22 protein-coding genes and 3 pseudogenes are annotated in these 24822 nt (G+C 60.2%); 15 read left to right on the top strand and 10 right to left on the bottom strand.

The annotated features are described in order from the left end of the window. The first annotated feature begins 5 nt into the window (after nt 1-5). The 6 genes from ACYZTK_RS03525 (at nt 6) to ACYZTK_RS03500 (ending at nt 8043) form a co-directional block, all read left to right on the top strand. On the top strand, nt 6-587 hold the full coding sequence (locus tag ACYZTK_RS03525; RefSeq protein ID WP_462013156.1) for a cupin domain-containing protein: 582 nt from the start codon (nt 6-8) through the stop codon (nt 585-587). After that, nucleotides 584-1567, top strand: coding sequence for a fumarylacetoacetate hydrolase family protein (locus tag ACYZTK_RS03520; protein ID WP_462013155.1), 984 nt, complete (start codon nt 584-586; stop codon nt 1565-1567). The genes ACYZTK_RS03525 and ACYZTK_RS03520 overlap by 4 nt, the downstream gene beginning before the upstream one ends. Nucleotides 1568-1577: 10 nt before the next feature. Beyond that, nucleotides 1578-2546 (top strand): NAD-dependent epimerase/dehydratase family protein, encoded by a 969-nt coding sequence (locus ACYZTK_RS03515; protein WP_462013154.1) that lies wholly within the window; start codon nt 1578-1580, stop codon nt 2544-2546. Continuing rightward, the gene (locus tag ACYZTK_RS03510; RefSeq protein ID WP_462013153.1) at nt 2543-3325 is read left to right on the top strand and encodes a cyclase family protein; all 783 of its coding nucleotides are present in this window, start codon (nt 2543-2545) and stop codon (nt 3323-3325) included. Before ACYZTK_RS03515 ends, ACYZTK_RS03510 begins: the two co-directional genes overlap by 4 nt. A gap of 35 nt (nt 3326-3360) precedes the next feature. Further along, entirely contained in the window at nt 3361-5070 is a 1710-nt protein-coding gene (locus ACYZTK_RS03505; RefSeq protein ID WP_462013152.1) for an arylsulfatase, read from the top strand. A gap of 72 nt (nt 5071-5142) precedes the next feature. Next, complete coding sequence (locus ACYZTK_RS03500) at nt 5143-8043, top strand: sensor domain-containing phosphodiesterase (protein WP_462013151.1); 2901 nt, start codon at nt 5143-5145, stop codon at nt 8041-8043. Here the strand turns inward: ACYZTK_RS03500 and ACYZTK_RS03495 are convergent. Next, on the bottom strand, nt 7980-9329 hold the full coding sequence (locus tag ACYZTK_RS03495) for an MFS transporter (RefSeq protein ID WP_462013150.1): 1350 nt from the start codon (nt 9327-9329) through the stop codon (nt 7980-7982). The genes ACYZTK_RS03500 and ACYZTK_RS03495 overlap by 64 nt on opposite strands. Before the next feature lie 314 nt (nt 9330-9643). Here ACYZTK_RS03495 and ACYZTK_RS03490 point away from each other — a divergent pair, with 314 nt between their 5' ends. After that, nucleotides 9644-9928 carry a GFA family protein gene (locus tag ACYZTK_RS03490; RefSeq protein WP_462013149.1) on the top strand — a complete coding sequence of 95 codons (285 nt, stop codon included), beginning with the start codon at nt 9644-9646 and terminating at the stop codon, nt 9926-9928. Between the two features lie 172 nt (nt 9929-10100). Then, nucleotides 10101-10349 carry a hypothetical protein gene (locus ACYZTK_RS03485; RefSeq protein WP_462013148.1) on the top strand — a complete coding sequence of 83 codons (249 nt, stop codon included), beginning with the start codon at nt 10101-10103 and terminating at the stop codon, nt 10347-10349. A gap of 57 nt (nt 10350-10406) precedes the next feature. On the opposite strand, the gene arcA is transcribed toward ACYZTK_RS03485, so the two are convergent. Further along, complete coding sequence (gene arcA, locus ACYZTK_RS03480; RefSeq protein ID WP_462013147.1) at nt 10407-11657, bottom strand: arginine deiminase; 1251 nt, start codon at nt 11655-11657, stop codon at nt 10407-10409. Between the two features lie 10 nt (nt 11658-11667). Further along, nucleotides 11668-15069, bottom strand: coding sequence for an EAL domain-containing protein (locus ACYZTK_RS03475; RefSeq protein ID WP_462013146.1), 3402 nt, complete (start codon nt 15067-15069; stop codon nt 11668-11670). 234 nt (nt 15070-15303) lie between these two features. On the opposite strand from ACYZTK_RS03475, the gene ACYZTK_RS03470 reads away from it, so the two are divergent. Both ACYZTK_RS03470 and tspO read left to right on the top strand, forming a co-directional pair. After that, the gene (locus ACYZTK_RS03470) at nt 15304-15999 is read left to right on the top strand and encodes a tRNA (adenine(22)-N(1))-methyltransferase (protein WP_462013145.1); all 696 of its coding nucleotides are present in this window, start codon (nt 15304-15306) and stop codon (nt 15997-15999) included. Nucleotides 16000-16120: 121 nt separating this feature from the next. Continuing rightward, nucleotides 16121-16558: a tryptophan-rich sensory protein TspO gene (gene tspO, locus ACYZTK_RS03465; protein ID WP_462013144.1), complete on the top strand. Its 438-nt coding sequence runs from the start codon at nt 16121-16123 to the stop codon at nt 16556-16558. Nucleotides 16559-16630: 72 nt separating this feature from the next. On the opposite strand, the gene ACYZTK_RS03460 is transcribed toward tspO, so the two are convergent. The 6 genes and pseudogenes from ACYZTK_RS03460 to ACYZTK_RS03435 all read right to left on the bottom strand — a co-directional run. Further along, nucleotides 16631-17446: a DUF1206 domain-containing protein gene (locus tag ACYZTK_RS03460; RefSeq protein ID WP_462013143.1), complete on the bottom strand. Its 816-nt coding sequence runs from the start codon at nt 17444-17446 to the stop codon at nt 16631-16633. Between the two features lie 69 nt (nt 17447-17515). After that, nucleotides 17516-18016, bottom strand: coding sequence for a P-loop NTPase family protein (locus tag ACYZTK_RS03455; protein ID WP_462013142.1), 501 nt, complete (start codon nt 18014-18016; stop codon nt 17516-17518). A gap of 27 nt (nt 18017-18043) precedes the next feature. Continuing rightward, a complete protein-coding gene (locus tag ACYZTK_RS03450; RefSeq protein ID WP_462013141.1) occupies nt 18044-18604 on the bottom strand; it encodes a fasciclin domain-containing protein in 561 nt (186 codons plus the stop codon). Nucleotides 18605-18677: 73 nt separating this feature from the next. Further along, on the bottom strand, nt 18678-19385 hold the full coding sequence (locus ACYZTK_RS03445) for an anti-sigma factor (protein WP_462013140.1): 708 nt from the start codon (nt 19383-19385) through the stop codon (nt 18678-18680). After that, entirely contained in the window at nt 19382-19957 is a 576-nt protein-coding gene (locus tag ACYZTK_RS03440) for a sigma-70 family RNA polymerase sigma factor (RefSeq protein WP_462013139.1), read from the bottom strand. Before ACYZTK_RS03440 ends, ACYZTK_RS03445 begins: the two co-directional genes overlap by 4 nt. A gap of 71 nt (nt 19958-20028) precedes the next feature. Next, nucleotides 20029-20400, bottom strand: a pseudogene (locus tag ACYZTK_RS03435) (MFS transporter); the annotation flags it as partial. A gap of 2 nt (nt 20401-20402) precedes the next feature. Between ACYZTK_RS03435 and ACYZTK_RS03430 the strand changes: the two are divergent. Beyond that, nucleotides 20403-20798 carry a LysR substrate-binding domain-containing protein gene (locus ACYZTK_RS03430; protein ID WP_462014847.1) on the top strand — a complete coding sequence of 132 codons (396 nt, stop codon included), beginning with the start codon at nt 20403-20405 and terminating at the stop codon, nt 20796-20798. A gap of 117 nt (nt 20799-20915) precedes the next feature. Further along, nucleotides 20916-21557, top strand: a complete 642-nt coding sequence (locus ACYZTK_RS03425; protein WP_462013138.1) for a LysE family translocator — start codon at nt 20916-20918, stop codon at nt 21555-21557. Nucleotides 21558-21619: 62 nt separating this feature from the next. Here ACYZTK_RS03425 and ACYZTK_RS03420 read toward each other — a convergent pair. Then, nucleotides 21620-21763: pseudogene (locus tag ACYZTK_RS03420) on the bottom strand (LacI family DNA-binding transcriptional regulator); the annotation flags it as partial. Nucleotides 21764-21815: 52 nt separating this feature from the next. Here ACYZTK_RS03420 and ACYZTK_RS03415 point away from each other — a divergent pair. From ACYZTK_RS03415 to ACYZTK_RS03405, 3 genes and pseudogenes are all read left to right on the top strand, one after another. Continuing rightward, the gene (locus ACYZTK_RS03415) at nt 21816-22982 is read left to right on the top strand and encodes a Gfo/Idh/MocA family protein (RefSeq protein WP_462013137.1); all 1167 of its coding nucleotides are present in this window, start codon (nt 21816-21818) and stop codon (nt 22980-22982) included. Between the two features lie 222 nt (nt 22983-23204). Continuing rightward, nucleotides 23205-23495: pseudogene (locus ACYZTK_RS03410) on the top strand (NAD(P)/FAD-dependent oxidoreductase); the annotation flags it as partial. Between the two features lie 499 nt (nt 23496-23994). Continuing rightward, complete coding sequence (locus ACYZTK_RS03405; protein ID WP_462013136.1) at nt 23995-24723, top strand: transporter substrate-binding domain-containing protein; 729 nt, start codon at nt 23995-23997, stop codon at nt 24721-24723. Nucleotides 24724-24822: the final 99 nt, after the last annotated feature.

The following is a 24822-nucleotide window of genomic DNA, read 5'->3' as shown; positions in this document are numbered from 1 at the left end:
TTTCCATGCAAGCGCTTCCCCCCTTCAAACGCGTGGTCACTGGCCACAACGCCGACGGCCAGGCCATTGTGTCCAGCAGCGCGCCAACGCCGAGTGTGTTCCCGCTGCTGGCCGTGCCCGGCACGGTGTTCCATGAGCTGTGGAGCAGCAGCGCCAGCCCGGCATTACTGGACAACGCCGGCGATCCCACGGCGAAACCGCTGCAACTCAGCCCTGGCCCCCAAGGCAGCGTGATTCGGGTGGTGGATATTCCGCCGGACAGCGTGCAAAACCAGGTCAGCGATGAAAACGCCGCCGCAGTGTTTGCCGAAATTGGCGAATCTCATGCCGGCACTGGCCAGGCCAATGCCCGGCACAAACTGATGCACCGCACCGAAACCCTCGACTACGGCATCGTCACCGAAGGCGAGGTATGGCTAGTGCTGGATGAGGAAGAAGTGCAGCTCAAACGCGGCGATGTGGTGGTGCAACGCGGCACCAACCACGCCTGGAGCAACCGCACCGAGGCCATGGCACGCATGGTCTTCATTCTTCTAGATGGGCGCTTTGCGGCTGAACTGCGCAATGACCCGGAGGCTTCAGCATGAAACTCGCAACCCTGAAAAACGCCAGCCGCGACGGGCAGTTGGTGGTGGTCTCGCGTGACCATCAATGGGCCCTGGACGCCAGTTCAGTAGCGCTCACTTTGCAGCAGGCGATTGAAAACTGGGACAGCGCTGAACCACGCTTGCAAGCGCTTGCCCGGCAGCTGGAGGACGGCGAAAGGAGCAGCGCATTTGCCTTTGACCCCGCCCAGGCCATGGCGCCGCTGCCCCGCGCTTATCAGTGGTGCGACGGCTCGGCGTTCCTCAGCCACGGCGCACTGATGCAAAAAGCCTTTAACCTCGAGCCCATTGATGGCGCCGAACACACCCCGCTGATGTACCAGGGCGCCGGTGACGACTTCCTCGGCGGGCGCGACGATATTGCGTTGCCGAGTGAAAGCCAGGGCATCGACTTCGAAGGCGAGTTCGTGGTGCTGGTGGACGATGTGCCGATGGGATGCGTAGCGGCACAGGCACTGACGCATATAAAACTGATCCTGCAGATCAATGACGTTAGCCTGCGCGCCCTGGCCCCCCGGGAAATGCGTACTGGTTTTGGTTTCTTGCAGGCCAAACCATCGTCGAGTTTCGCACCGTTGGCGATCACCCCGGACGAGCTGGGTGAGGCCTGGCGCGATGGCCGCGTGCACTTGCCCTTGCACGTGCAGTGGAACGGCCAATGGTTTGGCCACCCCCACGGCGGGCAGATGAACTTCAACTTCGGCGAGCTGATCGCCCATGCCGCGCTCACTCGCCGCCTGCGCGCGGGCACGTTGATCGGTTCCGGTACGGTTTCGAATGCCGAGCGCGATGCCGGTTCGGCCTGCATTGCCGAGCGGCGCGCCATCGAGATGATCGAACACGGCGCCGCGCAAACCGGCTTTATGCGCTTCGGTGATCGGGTGCGCATGGATGTGCTGGGAAGTGAGGGCCAGTCATTGTTTGGCGCCATCGACCAACGTGTCGTTGAAGCCCAGGGGTGAGGAGCGGCCTATGCGTGTGTTGATTACCGGTGCCAACGGTTTCGTCGGCCGCGAGCTGGTGAGTTGCCTGCTGGCGCGGGGCAGTCTGCGTGGGCAGATCATTCGTTCGCTGCTGGTGCTGGATACCGATTTGCAAGGCTTGCCGGATGACTCAAGGCTGCGCCGGCATGTCGGCAGCATCACGGATGCAGCGTTGATGCGCCGGGTGCTGGCCGACGGTATCGATGTGGTTTTCCATCTGGTGAGCATTCCGGGCGGGGCAGCGGAGGAGCAATACGACCTCGGTTACCAGGTAAACCTGCTGGCTAGCCTGGAGTTGCTCAACCAGCTGCGCAACAAGGCCGTGCCGCCCGTGCTGGTGTACGCCAGCAGTGTGGCAGTGTACGGCGGCGATCTGCCGCCGAAGATGAACGAGCACGCCGAGCTGCGCCCGCAACTGTCGTACGGCACGCACAAGGCGCTGGTCGAGCGCGTGCTGATCGACCTCGCCCGGCGTGGCGAAGTGGACGGCCGCGCGCTACGCCTGCCGGGCATCGTCGCGCGCCCGCGGGAGCCCAATGGCCTGCGTTCGGCGTTCATGAGCGACGTGATGCGCGCCTTTGCCGAAGGCGCAGCCTATCAATGCCCGGTCTCGCCAGAAGCCACGGCCTGGTGGATGTCGGCCCGTTGTTGCGTAAATAACCTGATCCACGCTGCCGAAATCGATGGGGCGTCGGTGGCCCAGCGGGTGTGGCAGTTACCGGTGCTGCACCTGTCCATCGCGCAGGTGGTTGACGCCTTGGCGGCGAGCTATGGGCAACAACGCCGCGAGCTCATTACCTACGCCGTCGACGAACAACTCGAAGCATTATTCGGGCGCATGCCGCCACTGAAAACGCCCCTCGCACGCGCTGCCGGCTTCAGCCACGACGGCAACGCGGCCGCGCTGATCCGCAATTCCCTGAACCCTGCGCCCGCTCAAAGGAGAAACCCCGCATGACGCTAAAACGCCGTCTCGTCGACCTGTCGGTCACCCTCGACAACAACCCCTACACCGATCCGCCGCCGCTGTTGCCGAAGATCGACTACATGGACCATCAGCAGGGTTGGCCGGAGATGGCCGCGATGTTCCCGGGGCTGCAACTGGAGCAGATGCCCGGCAATGAATCCTGGGCCGCCGAACGCCTGCAAATCACCACCCACAGCGGCACTCATATGGACGCGCCCTGGCATTACGCATCCACCACCGATGGCGGCGAGCCGGCATTCGGCATCGATGAATTGCCGTTGGACTGGTGCCTGCAGCCAGGTGTGAAGCTGGACTTTCGGCACATGGAGGACGGGCATGTGGTGACGGCTGCTGAGGTTGAAGCCGAGCTGGCGCGCATCGAACATGTGCTGCAGCCGCTGGATATCGTGCTGGTCAATACCCGTGCCGGTGCGCTGTTTGGCCAGCCGGGCTACCTGGATGCCGGCGTCGGCATGGGCCGCGAAGCCACTTTGTATCTGCTCGAACGCGGAGTGCGTGTGGTCGGCACCGATGCCTGGAGCTGGGATGCGCCGTTCAAATACACCCGCGAGCGGTTTGCCGCTGACGGCGATGCGGCGATCATCTGGGAAGGGCACAAGGCCGGGCGCGACATTGGCTACGGGCAAATGGAAAAGCTCGCCAACCTGGAAGCGCTGCCGGCCAGCGGTTTTACAGTGTCCTGCTTCCCCTACAAGATCCGCCACGCCTCGGCAGGATTCGTGCGGGCGGTGGCGATTTTCGAAGAATAAGCAGTAGCAATAAAATCACTAATAAGAGAGAAAACATGGGTCTTTTGCGACTGCCACTGACGGCACTTTTTTGCGCGCTGACATTGGGCAGCAGCCTGAGCATGGCGGCCAGTACCGATGCCAGGCAACCTAATATCCTGCTGATTATGGCCGATGACCTGGGCTATTCCGACCTGGGCAGTTATGGCGGTGACATCCACACCCCAACGCTGGATCAACTGGCGAATCAAGGCGTGCAGTTCACCAGCATGTACGCCGCGCCCACCTGTTCGATCACGCGCTCCATGCTGATGTCCGGCACCGACAACCACCTTGCCGGGCTCGGTACCATGGCCGAAGCCTTGCAACCGTTTCAGCGCGGCAAGCCGGGGTACGAGGGCTACTTGAACCAGCGCGCGTATTCGGTGGCCGAGTTGCTCAAGGCGGGCGGATACAGCACGTCGATGGTCGGCAAGTGGCACTTGGGTCTGGACGCAGACCAGGGGCCGGATCGCCGCGGTTTCGAGCAGTCTTTCACCCTGCTGGAGGGCGGTGCGACGCACTTCAAGCCTTCGGCCGTCGAGCCGTCGAAAATCGAACAGGTGCACTACCGCGAAAACGGTAAACCGGTGGAGCTGCCGACTAATTTCTACTCCACCGACTTCTACACCGACAAGCTGATCAGCTACCTGCAAAACACAGAGAAGGCCGGCAAACCGTTTTTCGCCTACGCCGCCTACACTGCGCCGCATTGGCCGTTGCAGGCGCCCAAGGAGTACCTGGACAAGTACCGCGGACGATTTGATCAGGGCTACGACAGCGTGCGGCTGGCGCGTCTGGAGCGGATGAAAAAGCTCGGCCTGCTGGCCAGCGACGCTCAGCCTGCGCAGCCACTGCCGGTCAATCCGAAGCTGCCGGGCTGGGATCAACTGACCCCGGAACAACAGAAGATTGAGGCGCGCAAGATGGAAATCTACGCCGCCATGGTCGATAACCTCGACCGCAACATCGGTCGACTGGTGGACTACCTGCGCCAAAGCGGCCAGTACGACAACACCTTGATCGTGTTCATGTCCGACAACGGCGCTGCCGCAGAGAACCATGCCCAGTTCTACCCGCCTGGCCCGCGCACCGACAACAGCTTTGCCAACCTGGGACAGGCGGGTTCGCAGATTGACTATGGCCTGCGCTGGGCTGAAGTCAGTGCGGCGCCGTTTCACCTGTTCAAGGGCACCACCGCTGAAGGTGGCATCAGCGTTCCGGCAATTATCCAGCTGCCCAAGGCGTTGCTACGCCAGGGCGTTGAACGCGGAGTCGCACGGGTAGACGACCTGGCGCCGACGTTCCTCGAACTCGCGGGCATCGCGCTGCCAGACCAGCCGCCCACAGCGCAGAGCAAACACCCGATCACCGGTAAATCGCTGCTGCCGATGCTCGCAGGCAAAGGCAGCCCTCACGCCAACCAGAGCCTGGCCGGCGAACTGTTTGGCAACGCCTATTACCGCGAAGGCAACCTGAAGTTGCTGGGCCTGCGACCCCAGGCAGGCTTCGGCGACAAACCGCAGCCACCACAATGGCAACTGTTCGATATGGCCAAGGACCGGGGCGAAACCACCGACATGGCAGCCAGCCAACCCGAGACGGTCCAGCGTCTGAAGGCGGCGTGGTTGCAGTATGCCGAGCGGGTGGGTGTGGTATTTGCGCCACAGAGCCTGATTGGTGCCAATGAGAATAAATCTATTGAAAAAAACCTGGATAAGCCTTAAACGAGAAGGTCGCTGGCGCATTGCTGGCTATCAATAAGCGGGCATCGCCCGTTTTTGGCTCAGGAAGCGCTGATGAGTTCTCGTCCGTTAAATGACTCCCCCCAGCAATCGACGGAATCCGAGGTCGGCGCGTCCGCTGCGTCAGCCAGTTCGGACACGGTCGGCAGGGCCCTCGCGGACGGTCATGACAGGATTCAGCGCTTGCTCGACTCAGCGCGCAACGGGGCGCACACCCGTGCCTGGGTGGTTTACCGGGCCGGTGAGCAGATGCACTTGCGAGCGCAGGGCGACCCGCAGGAGCAGTGGCCGGCCATCGTTGCCAACGAAGACTTTGAAGCGTTTTGCCTGACCCGGCGCCTGCATCGCTGGCCAACCGGCCGGGGCGAGGCAGTGCTTGGTTGGTTGCTCGCGCCCCAGGACGATGCAGCAGACCCGGCGCTCGCCGAATTTGCCCAGCGCCTGGGCATCGAGGCGCAGACCAACACCCTGGCCCGTGCGCAGATTACCCAGCGGGTGCTGTATGAAATTACCTACCTGGCCAGTTCAACCCGCGACCGCTTTGTGTTCCTGGTGGGGGTGCACCGGCTGCTGGCCAGCCTGATCGATGCCGAGAACTTCTATCTCGCGCTGTACGACCCCCACACTGGCAAGATCGACTACCCCTATTACGTCGATATCATCGACGTCGATGCCGTGGAGGCCGAACACTACGAGTACCTGGACCCTGCGCACCTGTCCTTGACCGGCCAGGTGTTGACCAGTGGCCAGCCCTTGCTGGTCGACGCCGCCGGCATTCTCGCGGCGCAGGCCGAAGAGCGATTCTATTGCGTGGGTGATCGTCCGGAGTTCTGGATGGGCGCGCCGCTGAAAAATGCCTCGGATGAAGTGTTTGGCATGCTGGCGATGCAGGTGTACGACGTATCGCGCACCTACAGCGCTGAGGATCGCGCGCTGTTCCTGGTGGTGGCGCGCCACGTGGCCATGGCGCTGGATCGCATCCTGCATCGCGAGGACCTGGAAGCTACAGTGATGCGCCGCACCCTGGAGCTGTCGGCCCTCAACGACGCCTTGCGCCAGGAAGTGGCCGAGCGCGAGCGCGCCGAGCATTTGCAGAGCGCGCTGTTCCAGATTGCCGAACTGTCGAGCCGGCCTGGCGACATGACCGAGTTGTTTGAAACCTTGCATGGCATCGTCGGTGAGCTGCTGTTCGCGCACAACTTCTACATCGCGCTGTTCGACGACGCCACCAGCGAAGTGACCTTTCCCTATTACGTCGATGAACGCCAGACCACCCGCCCGATGGCGCGCCGTGGCCGCCGAGGCTTGACCGAGTACGTGATCCGCCAGCGTCGACCCTGCCTGGTGGACTCCGCCGAGGCCGAGCGCCTGTCGGCCACCGATGAAACCGAGCTGGCCGAGGAGCATATGCGTTCCTTCTCCTGGCTGGGCATTCCGTTGTTCGATGGCGACGTGGTGCGTGGCGTGCTCGCGGTGCAAAGCTATACCTCCCAGGTGCGCTACACCCTGCGCGACCAGGAACTGCTGACGTTCGTCTCGCGGCACATCGACACCGCGCTGGCGCGGCGCACTGCCGCCGAAGCGATCCATGCCGCCAACCTCAAGCTCGAAGCCCGGGTGCAGAACCGAACCCGCGAGCTCGATCATGCCAATGCCAAGCTGCAGCACGAGAATCTGCACGACGCGCTGACCGGTCTGCCCAATCGTACCTGCCTGCAGCAACGCCTGGGCCTGGCCTGGTCGCGGTATGGTAGCGAAGGTGGGCACCTGGCGGTGATGTTCATCGACCTTGACCGGTTCAAGATGGTCAACGACAGCCTTGGCCATCACTTCGGTGATCTGTTGTTGATGCAGGCTGCCCAGCGTCTGCGCGGATGCGTGCGCGAGACCGACCTGCTTGCACGCTTGGGCGGCGACGAGTTTGCGGTGCTCGCACCGGAGGCGCCGCTTGAGGTGGTGATCGAAATCGCCGAACGGATCCTGGTGGCCTTCGACCTGCCGTTTTTCATCAATGGCCTGGAGGTGTTTTCGTCCTGCAGCATCGGCATCGTCAGTGCTGACAGTCAGTTTCATCACGAGCCGGCCGACCTGCTGCGCGATGCCGATGCGGCCATGTATCGGGTCAAGAGTGCCGGGCGCGACAGCTACGCGGTGTTCAACCAGGAGGTGCGCCGCGAGGTCTCCGACCAGGTCGAACGCGAAGGCGCCCTGCGCAATGCGCTCAAACGCAGCGACGAACTGCTGCCGTATTTCCAACCGATCGTCAGCGTCGAGACCGGCCAACTGCTGGCCCTGGAAGCGCTGATCCGCTGGCATCAGCCGGGGGGCAGGGTGGTCGCGCCAAGCGAGTTCCTGCCGGATGTCGAGGGGCTGCGCCTGATCGGTCGACTGGATCTGTACATGCTCAACTGCATTGCGGTGATCCTCGCCCGGCCCGAGCACGCCAACTGGCCGCCGGTGCACGTCAATTGTTCCAGCTACAGCATGACGCGCCCGGATTTTGCCAGCGATGTCCTGGCCCTGCTGGCCCGTCATCAGGTCGCACCTTCGCGAATCTGTCTGGAACTCACCGAAGGCGCCCTGGTGGCTGAGCCGGCCATTGCCCGCCTGACCATGCAGCAACTGGCCGACAATGGTATGTCGGTGGTACTCGATGACTTCGGCGCCGGGTTCTCGTCCCTGAGTTATGTGCATCAGTACCGTTTCAGCGGCTTGAAGATCGACAAGTCGTTCATCCTCGAACTCACCACCAGCCCGCGCAGCCGGGCGATCGTGCGGGCGATTGTGCGGATGGCCGAGTCGCTGGATTTGAGCGTGGTAGCCGAAGGCGTCGAGGATCAGGCGACGCTGGACTTGCTGCGCGAGATGGGGGCGACGCAGGCCCAGGGCTATTATTTTGCCAAGCCGATGGGGCTGGATGCGCTGCTGGATACGTTGTTAGTGGGAATATCGTGAAGCGAAATCCTTGAAGTCTCCCGCAGCGCCAGCCCACCTGCCAGCGCGAGCAAGGCAATGGCGATCAGGTAGAACGCCGGCGAGAGGTTGCTGCCGGTGGTGCTGATCAGCCAGGTCGCCATCAGCGGCGCGGTCCCACCGAACAGGGTGTAGGCCATGTTGTAGGTGATGGCCGACGCGGTGTAGCGAGTGCGCGTGGGGAAGGTCTCCGAGAGCAATACCGCGGTCACCACGTTGCACAACACCGCGCCGATCGCCAGCAGCAACACGCCGAAGACGGAGGCTGCGAACGACCCGGAACTGGCCATCATGAATGCTGGAAACACCACCACAATCAACAACGCACAAGCTGTCATCACGGTCATCCGCCGTCCGACCCGATCGGAGTACAGGCCGGCCAACGGGCAGATCAGTGCGGCAAAGATCAGCGCGATCAGCGACACCAGCAACGCCGTGGCCCGACTCAATCCGCCGGCGACTTGCAGGTAGGTCGCAAAGTAGGTGGTGAACATATAAAACGACAAGGCCGTCAGCGAGATAAACGCGCCCAGGCAGCAAATCGCCTTGCCGTGATTGCGCAAGGTGTCCCTGAGCGGGGAGTGCGCGACTGCATGCTGCTCGGTCACGGCCTGGAACGCTGGCGTCTCATCCAGCTTCCAGCGCAGGTACAGCCCGACCATCCCCAGCGGCGCAGCAATCAGGAACGGCAGGCGCCAGCCCCAGCTACCCATGGCTTCAGCCGACAACGAAGCCTCCAGCGCGTAAGCCACCACTGCGGCGGCGGCGAATGCTGCAAAGGTCGACACCGGAATAAAACTGCCGTACCAGGCCCGTTTATCATTGGGCGCATGTTCCATCAGATAGGCGCATGCCCCCGCGTATTCGCCACCGGCAGAAAACCCCTGGGCGCAGCGGATCAGGCTCAGGAGTATCGGCGCCATAACTCCGATCGCTGCATAGGTGGGCAACAAGCCGATCAGGGTCGTCGCGCCCGCCATCAACAGGATGGTCATCGCCAGGGTGCGCTTGCGCCCAATCCTGTCCCCCAACATGCCAAAGAAAATCCCGCCAAGGGGCCGAAACGCAAACGCTACGGCAAACACCGCAAAGGTTTTCAGCAGTGCGACGCTGGCATCGCCGCTGGGGAAAAATTGCTGGGCAATCGTCGTCGCCAGAAATCCGTAGACGGCAAAATCGAACCACTCGACAAAATTACCGATCCCGGCGGCAACTATCACTTTTCTCAGGGTCTTAGGGCTGACCTGCTCTGCGGCGGCGCTTGTCATGCTGAACCTCGACGTTTAATCCGTTAGCCCTGGATTATCGGGGCAATGGCTGAAACGTCTCAGTTCAAAAGTGTCGTTGGCGTAGTCAGGAGCGACTTGGGGACTGCGCCAATATAGGGCGGCGTTGGGTCGATCGGCAATCCACGTGCACTGCCGTCGTATTCAATAGCCGATTTCTCCCGCAATATCGAATCAGTTTCGGCGCAGATTTTCTCTTCAGGGGACAATTGAACCGCATCTCGGAGCCGGATTGGTGGCGATGGCGGCGCAACATTCACCATCGCAACCGCAGTTTAGCGATGGCAAGATAACGCATGCCAGAGCGCATTTTTGTGGGCGACCAAGGAAAGAGAACAATGAAAGGAAGTTGCGCCTGCGGGTCCGTGGGCTATGAAATTGACTGCATCGACATGTCCGTCAGCCATTGTCACTGCCACACCTGTCGCAAGATTCACGCTGCTGCCATGATCGTGCGTCTTGGAACGCTGGATGAGGATCCCCAGCACAGGCCGCAATATCACATCTGGACGGAACATGAGGTGCCCTTGTTGCACGCCGATGGATTACCCATGTTTCTTCAGTGGGAGCCGGGGCGGTAGAGTAAGGGCATCAGTCGATTTGCAGCTCCAGGTGCACGATGTCTATGGCGGGGCCACCTCAAGCTGTCTTAAGTAAACCAGCCCTTGCATTATTGGGCACCTCCCGTCAGATGCCGTGAATTTAGTTCCAGTCGTCCTGCTCCATTCAGAAACAGCTCTGGATAGCACGACCATGAATTCATTCAAGAACCGGCTGACGCAGGCTCAGGAACAACGACTGCTCGCGCTGGATGCCTGGCATCAGACGCTGCAGAACTGCTCGCTCCGGATGGAGTGTCCCGATTCGTACCACGAGGATCTGTTACGCCAGGCGGACGAGATGGATCGCCTCGGGATCGTTAACTGGGAGGAGTGGCGGGATCTGCGGATTGAGGCGGATCAGGCTTATTTGCGGGCGGTTGCGGGGGAGGATTACCACTGAACGGTTTTTTTTTAGGAGCGAGCTTGCTCCGGGCGGCAGACCAGTGACGGGGGGATTTCAGTATTCGATCGGGTCACGAATGATCGGGCAGGTCATGCAGTGGCTGCCGCCACGTCCGCGTACCAATTCGCCCGCACTGATCGTGATGACTTCCACGCCGGCTTTGCGCAATAGCGTGTTGGTGTAGGAGTTGCGGTCATATCCAATCACTACACCCGGCTCAAGCGCCAACACATTGTTGCCGTCATCCCACTGTTCCCGCTCTGCAGCAAAGCTGTTGCCGCCGGTTTCTATGACACGCAACTTGTCCAGGTCGAGCGCCTTGGCCACAGTGTCGAGGAAACTGCCGCTTTCACGGCGAATGTCTATGCCGCCCGGCTTGCCCTCATCCGGACGCAATGAAAATGCGACGATCCGGTTCACCACTTCCGGATAGATCGTCACTACGTCGCGGTCGCAGAAGCTGAACACGGTATCCAAATGCATGGCCGCGCGAGATTTTGGCAGGCAGGCGACGATAATTCGCTGCACGGCGTCATGCCTGAACAGGTTCGCCGCCAGCTGGCCGATGGCATGGCTGGAGGACCGTTCACCCATGCCGACCAGCACGACTGCGTTGCCAATCGGCATGACATCGCCGCCTTCGAGTGTGGCGTTTGCATGTTCCTGATCAGGGTCGCCGTACCAGATCTGGAAGTCGGCCTCGGTGAACTCCGGGTGGAATCGGTAGATGGCACTCATCAGTTGGGTCTCCTGACGACGCGCCGGCCAGTACATGGGGTTAAGCGTCACTCCACCGTAGACCCAGGAGCTGGTGTCACGGGTGAACTGAGTGTTGGGCAGAGGCGGCAGAATAAAGCTGGAATGACCGAGAAACTCGCGGAGCACTTCAACCGTGTGCTGGCTGAAACAGCCCAGCAGGTCTTCCGCCGAGACGCCACCGATCAGGTATTCGGCAATCTTGCGCGGCTCTTGCCCTCGCAGCCAGCCTTCTACTTCATTGGCCAGGCCAAAGCCGAGCGGGTTAGCCGTCATTTTGCGCTGCATGATCCAGTCCAGCGCTTCGGGCATGCAGACGATATCGGTGAGCAGATTGTGCATTTCCAGCACGTCGATATTGCGAGCGCGCATCTTGCTCACGAAGTCGAAGTGGTCGCGCTTGGCCTGGGCTACCCAGAGCACGTCGTCGAACAGCAATTCATTGCAATTGCCCGGCGTCAGGCGCTGGTGCGCCAGGCCGGGGGAGCACACCATGACCTTGCGCAGTTTGCCAGCTTCGGAGTGCACGCCGAGTTGCAGCTTGGGCATATCGATCTCCTCAGTCTTTGCTCACGAAAAGGCCTTTGTCGAGCCGCTCACTCACCCATGTCTCGTAATCCGCTGCGGGCATGGGGCGGCCATACAGATAGCCCTGGCCTTGGTCGCAACCTATCTCCTTGAGAAAGCTGTTTTGCTCTTCGGTTTCCACGCCTTCTGCAATTATTGTAAAACCCAGGGCGTGCCCCAATTCGACGATGGTTTTAGTAATTGCCACATCACGCGGGTCATTGGGTAAATCCGAAATAAAGCTGCGATCGATTTTCAGATGGTTGATGGGTAGCAGCTTGAGGTAAGCCAGGGAGGAGTAGCCCGTACCGAAGTCGTCAATGGCAGTCGTTATGCCCAGGCTCTGCAATGTACTCAAGACCTCGCGGGAATGTTCGGGGCTTGCCATCATCAAGCTTTCAGTCACCTCTACCTCAAGTACATGCGCCGGTAGATCGTGCTGTTCCAAGGCACTTCTCAGGGTTTCGACGAAATCGCTGCGATCAATTTGCAGCGGCGCGACATTGATGGCAATGACACCGTGCAGGAGCTTCAGATCAGCCCATCGCCTGATATCCCTGCAGACCATGTCAATAACCTGCTCACCGATCTGGATGATCAAGCCGGTATTTTCCGCCAAGGGAATGAACTCGCCAGGTGAAATCAGACCTTGCACCGGATCACGCCAGCGAATCAGCGCTTCGGCGCCCGCTATTTCATTGTTGAGCAGATTTATCTTTGGCTGGTACCAGACTTCAAATTCATGATTAAGCACTGCGCGTCTCAGAGAACGCTCGCCATTCAATCGTTCCTGAGCGCGCAATGTCATTTCAGGCTGATAAAAGCGGTAGTCGTTACGTCCGCCTTCCTTGGCGCCGTACATGGCTGTATCCGCTTGCCTGAGCAGTTGTTCAGGGGTCTCTGAATCATGGGGCGCCACCGATATTCCGATGCTGGCAGTCAACAGCGTGGCAGTGCCTTTCAAATCGAAAGGTTCCTGCAGTGATACCAGCAGTTTTTTCGCCACGATGATGGCGTCGGTGGGGTGTGTGAGGTTGTTCAGTATCAACGCGAACTCGTCACCTCCCAAACGAGATACGGTGTCCTCGGAACGCACGCACGAAAGGAATCGGCACGCTGCCTGTTGTAAAAGCACGTCCCCCAGGGAATGTCCCAAGCTGTCGTTCACCGTCTTGAAACCATCCAGGTCCAGCACCACCACGGCAAGAAATTGGTTATAGCTCAGCGACAGGTCCAGTGAATGCTGCAGCCGCTCATTAAACAACGCACGATTGGGCAAAGCAGTCACCGGGTCGTAATGGGACATTCGCTCCAGATCAGATTGCGATTGGTTGATCGCTGAAATGTCCGAAAACACGGCGACGTAGTGAGTGACTTTGCCACTTTCATTGTAAACAGCGTTGATGGTCAGCCATTCCGGATAAAGCTCGCCGTTTTTTCTCCGATTCCACAATTCGCCGCGCCACAACCCGGTTGTTTTCAGGCTCTTGAAAATTTGCCGATAAAAAGCGTTGTCCTGTTTATCGGTTATGAGGGTGTTGGGCCTGAAACCTATGGATTCCTCGGCGCTGAAGCCTGAAATCTTCATAAACGCTGCGTTTACCGAAAGTATATGCCCGCGTGAATTGGTAATGATGACGCCATCAGCGGTGTTATCGAGGACGATGCCCGCGAGGCGTAGCTGTTCGGTGCGCTGTTTGATCTCGGTGATGTCGGTGGAAATCCCCAATACCCCGGATGGCTGCCCATTAACTCCCTTTAAAACACACTTCGTCGTCAGGTACGTGCGCGTCATGCCCTGTTTTTTGACTTGATCCTCAAACTGTAAACTGCCGCCGATTGAAAGCACGCTTTGGTCATTGTTGAGCAGGATTGTGGCTTCTGCTGAAGGCAGATAACTTTCGCGAGTTCTGCCTTCCATTTCCTCGAAGGTATGACCAGCGGCCTGCTCGAACATACGGTTGCACAGACGAAGTTTGCCTTGCGTGTCGTAGACGTAAATGAGCGATGGCGCGTTATCGACGATGTCGAGCAACAGTGCCTTTTGTGTTTGCAGGGCTTCCTCGGTTTGTTTCCTGTCGGAGATGTCCCGCACCACGGCGTAAAGCATCGGCTTGCCGAAGAGAACCACTGCGCACAGGGTTATCTCTGCGGGGAATACGGTTCCATTGGCCCGCTTATGCAGCCACTCGAAACGGTGTACGCCATTGAGCATGGCCGTATCGAGCATTTCTCGCGCCTTGAGCGTTGTTGACTGGCCATCACTCTGGAATTCGGGGGAGATATCCGTCGCTTTTATCCGGTGCAACCTGGATAAATCGTGAAATCCGAAAACGTCCATCGCCGCCGGGTTCGCATCGGTGCAAACGCCACTCTTGCGCAGGATCCAGATGGGATCAGGCGAGCGTTCGAACAGTGCACGAAAACGCGCCTCACTTTGCACCAGTGATAATTCTACGGTCTGACGCTCTTCAATCTCGTGGGTTAACTGGGCATGGCGCTGGCGAGTGAGCAAATGACTTTTGCTCAGTTGCGCAGCGAAATAGGTAAATAAACCGGTGCAGATGAGGGCGACGAGGAATAGCGGCGAGTTGAACAAAAAGCTGACTGGCCAGCCATTCTGCGGCAGAGCCGCGAGTTGCCAGGTGCCACCGGGGACGCTGACCATGGTAGTAACAGCTTCAGCCTGGAATATTTCAGGGTCACCGTAGATCATCCCGCCACTTGCTCCTGAACCATCTTCGCCGCGAAGGGCCAGTTGCAAGTTTTTATCACCAACGATACCGCCGGCAGTGAGTAGTTGAAGCACATCCGCAACAACCGACGCATTGCCCCAATACGTCTCTTCGCCGCTTGAATGGCTGATGAAAACAGGTCGACGATGGATGAATCCTTCGCCACCCTGAACCAGGTGCACCGGCCCAGCCAACAAAGAGTCTTTTCGTTCCCGAGCTCGCTCGATCGCCCGGTATTGCTCAGGAAGCTTGCGGTAGTCCAACCCCAGGACTCCCTGGTTTCCTTCGAGCGGAAAGATTTTACGCACCACGTCGTCGGGTGCCAGTGCGATGTGGCGTATATGCGGCTGGGATGAAATGGCTTGCCGGGCCATTCCGTCGAAATGCGCCGACGAAATTTCGCCGTCCACTCTAAGCAGCTGGCCGATGCCTTCCGTCACATCAAAAGTCGAGCGAACTTCGCTCTCAAGATGAGCCCTGATATTGGCCAGCGCGGATATAACCTGTGCTCTTGCTTCCTGAGATTCCTCTCGCGAATCCAGGGTGCCAAGAGTTACGGAAAGGACAACTCCGGTCAGGAAAATACTGCCTGGCAACACAAATGTTCGCCACCACTGTGGGTGGGTATCAGTTGGCCCAGTACTTTTATCTGTTGCCATGCCAACTCGGGTTCTTATCAACGCGTCATTCCCTGGGGTAATCATTGAAATAGAACGGAGTAGAACTCTGGCTGCATATTGGTCCTAATTGGTACTAACTATTCGACTTTAGCGCAATTGCAGTGGTTCAACCGATCCGACGACCGTCCCGAAGGAGCACTGGCTGGCAACCATTGAAATCCCCACCATCACCCGACACAATCGCGTCCCCAATTGGCTCCCGTGGTACTCCCGTTGAACCAAAACACCCTGTCCATGCGCCTTGAACGCGTTGGCGCCCATGTGCCCGCCGGCGCCCGCCTGGCCGATATCGGCTCGGACCACGGTTACCTACCCGTGGCGTTGATGCGCCGTGGGGTCATCACGGTAGCAGTGGCGGGCGAGGTGGCAATGACGCCGTTCCTCAGCGCCGAGCGCACCGTGCGGGACAACGATCTGGACCAGCACATCACCGTGCGCCTGGCCAACGGCCTGGCAGCGATTGAACCGCACGACGAGATCACCGCAGTCAGCATCTGTGGCATGGGCGGCGAGACAATCCGCGACATCCTCGAAAACGGCAAGGCGCACCTCAGCGGTGAAGAGCGCCTGATCCTGCAGCCCAACGGCGGCGAGCAGCCACTGCGCCAATGGCTGATGGACAACGGTTATCGCATCCACTTCGAGGAACTGCTGCGGGAAAACCGCTTCTACTATGAAATCATCGTTGCCGAGCGCGATGGGCCGGTGATGTATTCCCCCGAGGAACTGTACTTCGGCCCGCTGCAGATGCAGGCTCGCAGTCCACTGTTTCTGGCCAAGTGGCAGCGTCTGCTGCAGCAAAAACACAAGACCTTGAGCAGCTTCGCCCACGCCCGACAGGCAGTGCCGCAAGAGAAGGTGCAAGACCTCGCCCTGCAAGCCCGATGGATCACCGAGTTGCTGGCCTGAGAGCACGCGGCAAAAAACTGTCTGCCTGTGCAGACTTTTTTACTCCCTCGGGTTGTCCAACCCTGAGACTGCCAATACGGCGTTCCAACCCCAGATAGCTGGCCTCAGCTAAGGACAGACGATGACCTTCATGATTTTCCTCTTAGCCTGCGGTGCTGCGGCGAGCACCGGTATCATGTTCCAGCCCGGTCAATGGTACGAAGAGCTCAAAAAACCCAGCTTCACCCCGCCTAAATGGCTGTTTCCGGTCGCGTGGACCATCATCTACCTGCTGCTCGCATGGGCGGGGTATCGCTTGAGCCTGATACCTGGCAGCCAGATGGTATTGGCACTCTGGGCGGCACAAATTGCCTTGAACACCCTGTGGACTCCGGTATTTTTTGGAGCGCACCGGATTTTCGCGGGGATGGTGATCATTACGCTGCTATGGCTTGTCGTTGCGACGATGGTGGTGCTGGCACTGCGGCTTGATCTGATCACCGGGCTCATCCTGTTCCCGTATCTCATCTGGCTGTGTGTAGCCGGTGCGTTGAACTTCTCGATACTGCGCAACAACTGAATCCCGCCTTAACCGACGGTTCGTTACGCTCACCGTAACGACCGTCGCTCTGCTATCAGCCAGCTGCCGCACTTAACCGCGGACAACTCCAGGCACGTCCATGTTGATCTTGCGCCAGGCGGCCTCGGCAAAGCTGTACACCGAAAATGCGATCAATCCCAAGGCCATCACCATCAACAACACGCCTCCGGCCGGAAGACCCTGCAGCGCATCGAGCGCATCCTTCATGCCAGGTGGATCAATCGCCTTGTAGTTGGAGCCACTCACCGCCAGCAGCACGGCGATCTCGATAAACACCACGCCCCGGGCCATCAGGCCGAAGCGCGAGACCGGGCGAACATACCGCATGACGTCTTCGTCCGCTTCAAAGTACTTCTCGAACGTGGCCTTCCAGCCTTTGAACAGGTGAGCGATGCCGACGCCGAGGGGGACCAGGGCGATCAGGTAGATCAACATGTTCGAATGCTCCCACGACAGCATTTGCGCCAGCAGGTCCTTGGTCTGCGAGCCGCCATCGCCGCCAGCACTGCGCACACCACTGACCAGCAGGCCCAGGGCAAAAAACGCCAACGCACCATTGACCAGGCCCCCTGCCAGCAATCCTGCGCGAACGACAACACCTTTAAGGTCCGTACCGTGGTGATCCACATCGCGGACGGCTTGCAGAATCCGCCAGCCCGCAAACGCGAGCAGGCCAGCCACCACCAGCCCTACCAATACATAACCAAATGGCTGGTTCAACAATGCTTCGAGACTGCGATGGCTATCCTTGGTTTTAGTCGAATCCTGGGCGGCGAGCAGGGCGAAAATGCCGATGATCAAATAGATGACGCCCCGGGCGGCGTAACCGCCCCGTGCGAGTGCGACGAGGCTCTGGTGAGCGGACATGGGAGTTGATTCCAGAGGAGTGATATTAGAGCAGACCTGTGGAGCGGGAAGGGGTTCGATTCAACCGCGTTAGTGGGCAGAACCCCGTTCCTGCGCAGTTGCGGCACGGCTGATTCCAGGGCTGCCAGCCAGGCCGTCAAGGAATGCGTCAATCTGCCGGGTACCGCGCAAATGCACCACGGGAATCTGTGGGCCCGTGGCTTGGCGCACCGCCTCGATTCCGGGGCGATAACCCCTGTCGAAATGCCACACGTATTTGAGGAAGGTCAGGAATTCGCGGTCGAGCTTTTCCGAACAGCCGGCGGGAATATCAGGGCGCGGGCGGTTCATCACGCTGCGCCGGACCACCCGGGCGAAACAGGTGAGCCGCGGCGTGTCGAGCCAGATGATCAGGTCGGCACGGGGCAGACGCAGGTCAAAGGTGCGCCGCGCATAATTGCCTTCACATACCCATACATCCGGGGTAATCGCCCGGCGAACCCGTTCGCGGAACTGCTCGGCGTCGGGCTCCACCCAGTCGGGTTCCCAGAACTCCGTGGCCGAGCGGCTGCTGTCGACCTGAGCGGACATTGGGTAATGCCCGCCGGGTCGTCGATGCTATTTGGGCATCAGCACCGTGTCGACCACATGGATGACGCCGTTGGACTGCATGACATCAGCGATGGTAACCGCGCTTTTTCCACCCTTGGCGTCCATTACCCAGAGTTTCCCGTTGTGCTCCATGACGGTGAGTGATTCGCCTTGCACGGTTTTCAACACAGTCTTGCCGCTGTTCATCTTGGCATCCGACATCAACTGCTTGGCGGTATGGGTACCGGCGACCACATGATAGGTGAGGATCTTGGTCAGGTCAGACTTGTTCTCAGGCTTGACCAGCGTGTCGACGGTGCCGGCAGGCAATTTGGCAAAGGCTTCGTTGGTGGGTGCAAAGACCGTGAACGGGCCCTTGCCGTTGAGGGTGTCGACCAGGCCGGCGGCTTTGACTGCCGCTACCAGGGTGGTGTGGTCCTTGGAGTTGACGGCATTTTCGACAATGGTCTTGTTCGCATACATGGGGGCGCCGCCCACCATGACGGGCTCAGCGGCAAAGGCGGGTGACGCAGCGAGGCAAAGGGTCGCGAAGCAGGCAGCGGCGATGCGTTGGGTAATGGATAGCATGAGACTTCTCCAGATTCTTCGGTCCTTCGGATGAAGGTAAGAAATGTACGGAGCAGGTCTCCAAACGGATGCATCAAAGCGACGATATTTTTCCCTGGGCGATGACCGGTCCGGTTGGCAGTCCGGTAGGGGAACCGTTCAACGGTTCCAGGGAGACCGCCAGCACCACGCCGCTGCCAAGCGCGCCTGCAAGTTCCGACGGCACGCTCAAGGTGGCGGCGGCATTGGCTGGCAGCAGGCCCAGCGAATGGGGTTTGCCATCGGCAGCGATTACCCATGCCTGGGCACTCTTGTTCTGCCAGTCGGCGGTGCGCGTGGGGACGAACAGCACACTTCGACCATCGGGCGGGATCGTCGCGGCGAACAGGGTGTTGCCGTCGCTCTGTTCCAGGCGGGCGAGCATTGCCGGCCGCAAGCCTGGTGATGGCGGCTGGAGGGTGAACACCGCTACCAGCAGTCCGGCAGCCAGCGTCGCGGCTGTCCAGCGCCAGAATCCGAGGTTATCCCACCAGCCCGCACGCCTTGGCTGTTGGCGGCTGTCGCTGGGGAACAGTTGCTGCTCGATGGCCTGCCAGCTGCCTTGCGGTGGGCTGGACTCAGGTATCTGCTGGAGCCACTGGGCAAAGTGAAGCTGCCAGGCGGCTATCGCATTTTGATAGTGCGGGTCCCGGGCCGCCATGGCCTGCACCCGATCGCGTTCTTCGCCGGTCAATACGCCGAGCACGTACTCTGCGATCAGCAGGTCCGGGTCATCGTCTGGAGGCAGTGGGTTCTGGTTCATAGGCCAAGGCACATGCGCAATCGAAGCAGTCCGCGACGAATCCAGCTTTTCATCGTCCCTAGGGGAATACTGTGTCGCTCGGCCATTTCGGCGTAGGAGTAACCCTCGAAGAAGGCCACGCGGATATAGCGTTGCTGGTCTTCTTCCAGGGTCGCCAGGCAGCGGTCCAGTTGGCTACCCTGGCGCTCGCGCTCGACGGACTCCAAAACCGAATCCTGGGTAGGCCAGTCGTGGATGGCTTCGATCGGTTCATGACGATGATGGGAGCGGCGCCGGTCGATGGCCTTGTTGCGGGCCATGGTCGCCAGCCAGGTGATGGCGCTGGCCAACCGCGGATCGAAGCTGGATGCCTTCATCCACGCCATGATGTAGACCTCCTGAAGCACCTCTTCAGCCTCGGCGCGATTACCGACATAGTGCAGGCACACGCCGAAGAGCCTGGCCGAAGTGGCTTGGTACAAGGCTTCGAAGGCGAGTCGGTTGCCCGTGCCGCAGGCCTGCAACAGGACGTTCTGAGCCTCGGCCCTGGGTTCGACTTCGGTGAAGTCCGGCGCATTCGGTCTGATCGTCAAATGGCCAGTCCCCGACAGTAATTGCAGAAACTGTAGTCTTGTTTTGTCTCTACCGTGATGAATCTGCTGATTCACTGCTCAGTGGCAGTCGTCACCGTTATCGAAATGGCAACCCCCAGCAAGTACAGCATCCCACCGGCCACCACGAACAGCGCCAGCATATAAAAAATGTAGTGAGCAGGTTGCGTTGCCAGGACCATTCCGCACAGGACCGGCCCCAACGCTGCGCCGACGTTGCTGAGGTTTTGCGCCCCGTAGTACATGCCCCTTAGATGACTGGGCGCGATGTGGTCGATAAACATGTATTCCGCCGGGAACACGATGATTTCACCGATGGTGAAAATGGCCATGGAAATCACCCAGAACAGCAGGGTGGTCGACAGGGCGAAACCGCCCAGGCCGAAGATGAACATGCTCAGTCCGCCGGCGAGCCACAGGTTCAGATCTGGACCGCCATGGCATACCGCTGTCCGAGCGCGACCTTGAGCAACATCGGTGCATTGCCTATGGCTGGGTGGATGGCAGCATCAGCCCCTGGAATTTTGCTGGGGAGCAGCGCAGCCAGGTAGACCCGCGACTGGTAGTGGGCAATGGCGACGGGCTGCGCATGGCCGCGTTGGCAGGCTGCGGTATCGTGCAGTTGCCTTCGTGGCTGGTGGAGCAGGAGCTGAGAGACGGGACATTGGTGCAGGTACTTGCGCAGCTGGCCTGCGTCGGGATGGAGATCAATCTGGGGTGGGTCAAAAATCGTCAGGCGCTGCCCAAGGTTCGGGTGTTGATTGATGCGCTGGTTGTTGGACTGAGTGAGCTTGATGGCAGCTTTCAGGATCAGGCCAGCTGAATCGGCATTGGCTGCTGGCTCCGTTTTATGGGAGGCTATTAGCGACTTGATGGACCAGGCGCTTTTATATCCTGTGGCCGTCGCTTTTCGCAGCTACAAAATTACCGAGCACTGAAAATGGACTCTCACTCGATCCTCACCTTTACCCTGGTCGGCGCAATCGCCATAGCCAGCCCCGGCCCCGCCACCTTGATGGCAATCAATAACAGCCTGGCCCACGGGCAGCGCAGCGTGATCTGGTCATCGCTGGGCAATGCCAGCGGCTTGTTCTGCCTGTCTGCTGCCGCCATGTTGGGCCTGGGGGCGTTGCTGGCCAGTTCCGAGTGGCTGTTCAACGCGGTGAAGATTCTCGGTGCCGGTTATTTGTTTTACCTGGGCGCCAGGCAGCTGTTCAAAAGCAACCCGATGCTGGCGGAGGGTATCGAAGATGACTCGAAGAAGAGCAAGCCCAATCGATCCAAGCTCTTCAAATCGGCATTCCTGACGGCGGTGACTAACCCCAAGGCGACGATGTTTTTTACTGCACTGTTTCCGCAGTTCATTGATCAGGGCGCAGCGTTGTTACCGCAGTTCATGATCCTCACCTCGATCTTCATGGCGCTGTCGATTTCCTCCCTGAGCCTGTACGCGGCACTGGCGTCCCGGGCCAAGGGCGTGCTGACGCGGCCGGATCTGTCGCGGTGGGTCAGCCGGGTGGTGGGCACGACGTTTATCGGCTTTGGCGCGGCCATTCTGACCATGCGGCGCCAGGGTGCGTAAGTTGGCGGAGTGCCGCGTGCCTGCAGTCTGAATCGCCCCGGCTCAGCGCCGGCGGACTACCGCAGCGCCGTCGGGTGGTCAGGCAGCTGCAGCATGGTGGCGGCGCCGTCATCACCGGCCTTGAGCGTGAAGTCGCCGTGGCAGATCAGCGCGGGATCCGCTTCGATTCCCGCTTCCCCCAGTGCGTCCTGATAACCAGCCAATTTACGCCACGATGTAACCGGTTACATTAGCCAAATTCTACAGAGAACAGTTGCGATGAATCTACCAGTGGCAAAAATAAGAATGGGCTTCGTCGGTGGCGGGGAGGGGGCCTTCATCGGCAAGGCCCACCGGCAGGCCGCCGGGCTCGATGGGCGTTTTGAACTGGTGTGTGGCGCGTTCAGCCGCGATGTCCGCAATAATCAGGACACCGGCGCTGCCTTGGGCTTGCCCGCTTCACGCTGCTACAGCGACTGGCGGCAAATGCTCGAAACCGAGCGCGGGCTGCCCGCCGAGCAGCGCATGGAACTGCTGATCATCGTCACCCCCAACCACCTGCATGCGCCGATCGCCAGTGAGGCGCTGAAGGCTGGTTTTCATGTGTTCAGCGAGAAGCCGGCGGCGTTGAGCCTGGCCGAGCTGCTGGCGCTAAAGGAGGTACTGCAATCCAGCGACCGTCTCTACGGCCTGGCCCACACCTATCTGGGTTATCCGATGGTGTGGCAAGCCCGGCAGATGGTGCGCGATGGCGTAATCGGCACCGTGCGTAAAGTGCTGGTCGAGTACCCCCAGGGCTGGTTGAGTGAGGACGTCGCGGGGCAGGGCAACAAGCAGGCCAGCTGGCGGGATCAGCCGAAGCAATCCGGATTGGGCGGCTGCATTGGCGATATCGGTACCCATGCCTTTTCCCTGGCCGAGTTTATTGCGAACCAATCCGTGATCCAGCTGTGCGCGATGTTGAATACCCACGTCGCCAGCCGGCAGCTGGATGACGATGCCGCGATGCTGTTGAAGATGGCCGACGGCGCCAGCGGAGTATTGGTTGCCAGCCAGGTTTGCGCCGGCGAAGAGAACCCGTTGAAGATCCGCGTTTACGGCGACAAGGGTGGTCTGGAGTGGCGTCAGGAGCAGCCGTCCAGCCTGATCCATCGTGCGCTTGATCAACCCATGCGCGTGCTGCGATCCGGGGTCGGCCAGCCCTGGTTGTGCGACGCCGCGACCCGGCGCATGCGCCTGCCGGCCGGGCATCCGGAGGGCTACCTGGAAGCCATGGCCAACCTTTACGGCGACTTCGCAATAGCGATCCGCGGCCAGCATGACGGCAACTCGGTGCCCGGCGTGCCTGGCATCGACGTCGGATTGCGCGGCATGGCCTTTATCGAAGCGGCGGTCGCCAATCATCGCGGTTACAGCAAATGGACCCAACTGGTCTGCCCTGAATGAACCCGGAGAGTCCATCTGTGAACCGAAAGATGAGCGTCAGGTGCGGATCAATTTGACGAACGAGGGCCGCAAGTTGCGGGAAGGGCTTTCGGAGGATTCGCAGCGCCACGCGTCTTTCTCCAGCGGACGGTTGCCCTTATAAACACTCCAGCAAACGAGGGGTAGCACGAGGGTTATGCATCCTGGCTGTCGGTGGCGCGCAGTTTTTCGGTGGACACGGTAATGCTGTCGCCCCGGGAGGTGCAGAAGAAATTGCCGGGTTACGCCATGCCGCAGCTCGGTGGTTTGTTTACCGCCAGCGACGGTCAGGCCCAACCCACCCTGGTGGCCCGCGCCTTCGCCATGCGTGCCCGGGAACTGGGCGCACAGATCATCGAGCAGTGTGGCGCCACAGGCATCGACGTGGCTGCCGGGCAGGTGGTCGGTGTTGAAACCGAGCGTGGTTATGTGAAGGCCAGGACTGTGGTGTGCGCCGCCGGTGTCACGACGTTTCGGCTGCTGCAGATGCTCGGCATTTCCCTGCCCCTGCAGTTGGTGCGCGGCACGGTGGCGCGGACCACGGCCGGACCGAACCTGAGTGGCATTTCCACGATCGCCAACGGCGTCGGTTTCCGTCAGCGCCTGGATTGCAGCTTGAACATTGCTGACGACGCCCATGTCTACGTGGACATGACCCTCGGTCATCTACGTGCACTGCATTGGTATGCGCCCTCGCTGTGGGCACACTCCAAATTGTTTCGCTTCAATCTCAATGGCGCCTGTCTCACCGATCTGCACCAGCGCATGCCGTGGTCCGAGGCATCGCGCTGGCTTCGTTCCGCCCGCCGGTGCGGCCGCTGTCACTGCAACAGATCGGCCAGATCGAGGAAACACCGCAGATGCTCAGCCATTGGGATGCGTGGTTCGATATGCCGTCGCAGTGGACGCCGTTCTGGCTGTGCAGCGGACAGCAGACTGTGGCCAAACGCCCGAAGGGCATCCCCCGCACACGAAGCCGCCTGGTACGGATTGCGTGTCGACCGGCTCGAAACTGGCCGCACAGCTTGGCGTCGAGATTCCACTGGTGACTGCGCGCGCCGAAATGATCGTCACCGAACCGCTGCCGTTGCTGGAAGTGGGCGGGGTGGATGGCAATGGCCTGTATGGCCGTCAGACCCTGCGCGGCAATCTCGCGTATGGCGGCGGGCCGCATGAGTGGGTCGATCTGCGCGACGTGCGGCGCAACCGCGCGCAGTCGACTCCCCTGCAATGCAATATCGCCCGCCGGCTCGCCGAGCTGTTCCCCAAGGTCGCGCACAAACGGGTGATTCGCAGCTGGGCCGGGTTCATTGAAAACACCCCGGAAGGCCTGGCCGGTAAATCGATCGGCGTGCAGGGCTCGACCACCAACGCCGAGTTCATCCGCAGCGCCTACGGCAAGGCCTCGGAGATCCGCATCTACACCACTCAGGACGACTGCAATGCCGACTTGCTGGCCGGACGTATCGACGTAATGTTCCTCGACAAGCTCGGCGACATCGCGTTCCTGGCCTCGGCAGATGGCGCTGGCTTTGAAGAAAAAGGCAGCGGCAGCGTGAAGGTGGATCCCTTGCAATATGGCCTGGGCATCGGCGCCGGGCTGCGCAAAAGTGACACCGAACTCAAGGCGCGGATCGACCAGGCGCTCACGCAGTTGCATGCGTCAGGCAAGTACACGCAAATCTCGCAAAAGTACTTTCCGGTCGATCGCTGGCCGCAGTGATTTCCCGTGCACCCTCGACCGCACCTGCGCTATCTTGCGGCCGCTATCGCCAGCCGGGTCCTGGCGTCGAATTCGTGGTGAATAAGGTATCGTTCATGG

This window comes from Pseudomonas sp. LB3P31, from assembly GCF_054897945.1.
Note: the sequence above shows the minus strand (reverse complement) of the source record. Positions and strands in the feature narration are given on the sequence as shown.

What these genes read in the sequence shown, in the direction of transcription:
- ACYZTK_RS03525 (WP_462013156.1), top strand. Translation starts at nt 6, where the DNA reads ATGCAAGCGCTTCCCCCCTTCAAACGCGTGGTCACTGGCCACAACGCC.
- ACYZTK_RS03520 (WP_462013155.1), top strand. Translation starts at nt 584, where the DNA reads ATGAAACTCGCAACCCTGAAAAACGCCAGCCGCGACGGGCAGTTGGTG.
- ACYZTK_RS03515 (WP_462013154.1), top strand. Translation starts at nt 1,578, where the DNA reads ATGCGTGTGTTGATTACCGGTGCCAACGGTTTCGTCGGCCGCGAGCTG.
- ACYZTK_RS03510 (WP_462013153.1), top strand. Translation starts at nt 2,543, where the DNA reads ATGACGCTAAAACGCCGTCTCGTCGACCTGTCGGTCACCCTCGACAAC.
- ACYZTK_RS03505 (WP_462013152.1), top strand. Translation starts at nt 3,361, where the DNA reads ATGGGTCTTTTGCGACTGCCACTGACGGCACTTTTTTGCGCGCTGACA.
- ACYZTK_RS03500 (WP_462013151.1), top strand. Translation starts at nt 5,143, where the DNA reads ATGAGTTCTCGTCCGTTAAATGACTCCCCCCAGCAATCGACGGAATCC.
- ACYZTK_RS03495 (WP_462013150.1), bottom strand. Translation starts at nt 9,329, where the DNA reads ATGACAAGCGCCGCCGCAGAGCAGGTCAGCCCTAAGACCCTGAGAAAA.
- ACYZTK_RS03490 (WP_462013149.1), top strand. Translation starts at nt 9,644, where the DNA reads ATGCCAGAGCGCATTTTTGTGGGCGACCAAGGAAAGAGAACAATGAAA.
- ACYZTK_RS03485 (WP_462013148.1), top strand. Translation starts at nt 10,101, where the DNA reads ATGAATTCATTCAAGAACCGGCTGACGCAGGCTCAGGAACAACGACTG.
- arcA (WP_462013147.1), bottom strand. Translation starts at nt 11,657, where the DNA reads ATGCCCAAGCTGCAACTCGGCGTGCACTCCGAAGCTGGCAAACTGCGC.
- ACYZTK_RS03475 (WP_462013146.1), bottom strand. Translation starts at nt 15,069, where the DNA reads ATGGCAACAGATAAAAGTACTGGGCCAACTGATACCCACCCACAGTGG.
- tspO (WP_462013144.1), top strand. Translation starts at nt 16,121, where the DNA reads ATGACCTTCATGATTTTCCTCTTAGCCTGCGGTGCTGCGGCGAGCACC.
- ACYZTK_RS03460 (WP_462013143.1), bottom strand. Translation starts at nt 17,446, where the DNA reads ATGTCCGCTCACCAGAGCCTCGTCGCACTCGCACGGGGCGGTTACGCC.
- ACYZTK_RS03455 (WP_462013142.1), bottom strand. Translation starts at nt 18,016, where the DNA reads ATGTCCGCTCAGGTCGACAGCAGCCGCTCGGCCACGGAGTTCTGGGAA.
- ACYZTK_RS03450 (WP_462013141.1), bottom strand. Translation starts at nt 18,604, where the DNA reads ATGCTATCCATTACCCAACGCATCGCCGCTGCCTGCTTCGCGACCCTT.
- ACYZTK_RS03445 (WP_462013140.1), bottom strand. Translation starts at nt 19,385, where the DNA reads ATGAACCAGAACCCACTGCCTCCAGACGATGACCCGGACCTGCTGATC.
- ACYZTK_RS03425 (WP_462013138.1), top strand. Translation starts at nt 20,916, where the DNA reads ATGGACTCTCACTCGATCCTCACCTTTACCCTGGTCGGCGCAATCGCC.
- ACYZTK_RS03415 (WP_462013137.1), top strand. Translation starts at nt 21,816, where the DNA reads ATGAATCTACCAGTGGCAAAAATAAGAATGGGCTTCGTCGGTGGCGGG.